The organism is Mycobacterium sp. 1482292.6, assembly GCF_001672995.1.
GTDB lineage: Bacteria > Actinomycetota > Actinomycetes > Mycobacteriales > Mycobacteriaceae > Mycobacterium > Mycobacterium europaeum_A.
The window spans coordinates 1-572 of sequence record NZ_LZKV01000131.1 but is presented as its reverse complement, the minus strand read 5'-3'; the positions used below and the strand labels follow the sequence as shown (position 1 = coordinate 572).

The 572-nt window shown below is 71.7% G+C and carries 2 pseudogenes; one reads left to right on the top strand and one right to left on the bottom strand.

Features of this window, described 5'->3' with window-relative positions:
* Window positions 1-219, bottom strand: a pseudogene (locus tag A5624_RS27425) (DnaJ C-terminal domain-containing protein); the annotation flags it as partial.
* 38 nt (window positions 220-257) lie between these two features.
* On the opposite strand from A5624_RS27425, the pseudogene A5624_RS13630 reads away from it, so the two are divergent.
* A pseudogene (locus A5624_RS13630) lies at window positions 258-572 on the top strand (DnaJ C-terminal domain-containing protein); the annotation flags it as partial.

Sequence of the window (572 nt, the reverse complement as noted above, 5' to 3'; positions counted from 1 at the left end):
GCCCGCCGCGAGATCAGCGTCAAGATCCCCGCGGGTGTCGGCGACGGCATGCGCGTGCGGCTCGCCGCGCAGGGTGATGACCGACGCCGGTTGGGTGCCGGGCGGGATGGTGATTTCGCTGACGCCGTCCAAGATGGCGTCGACGGTGACGGTGGCGCCCAGCGCCGCGTCGACCATCGGCACCGAAACCGTGCAGTGCAGATCGTCGCCTTCGCGGACGAAGACGTCGTGGGGCTGTTCGTGGACCTCGACGTAGAGGTCGCCGGCCGGGCCGCCGCGAGATCAGCGTCAAGATCCCCGCGGGTGTCGGCGACGGCATGCGCGTGCGGCTCGCCGCGCAGGGTGAGGTCGGGCCCGGCGGCGGCCCGGCCGGCGACCTCTACGTCGAGGTCCACGAACAGCCCCACGACGTCTTCGTCCGCGAAGGCGACGATCTGCACTGCACGGTTTCGGTGCCGATGGTCGACGCGGCGCTGGGCGCCACCGTCACCGTCGACGCCATCTTGGACGGCGTCAGCGAAATCACCATCCCGCCCGGCACCCAACCGGCGTCGGTCATCACCCTGCGCGGC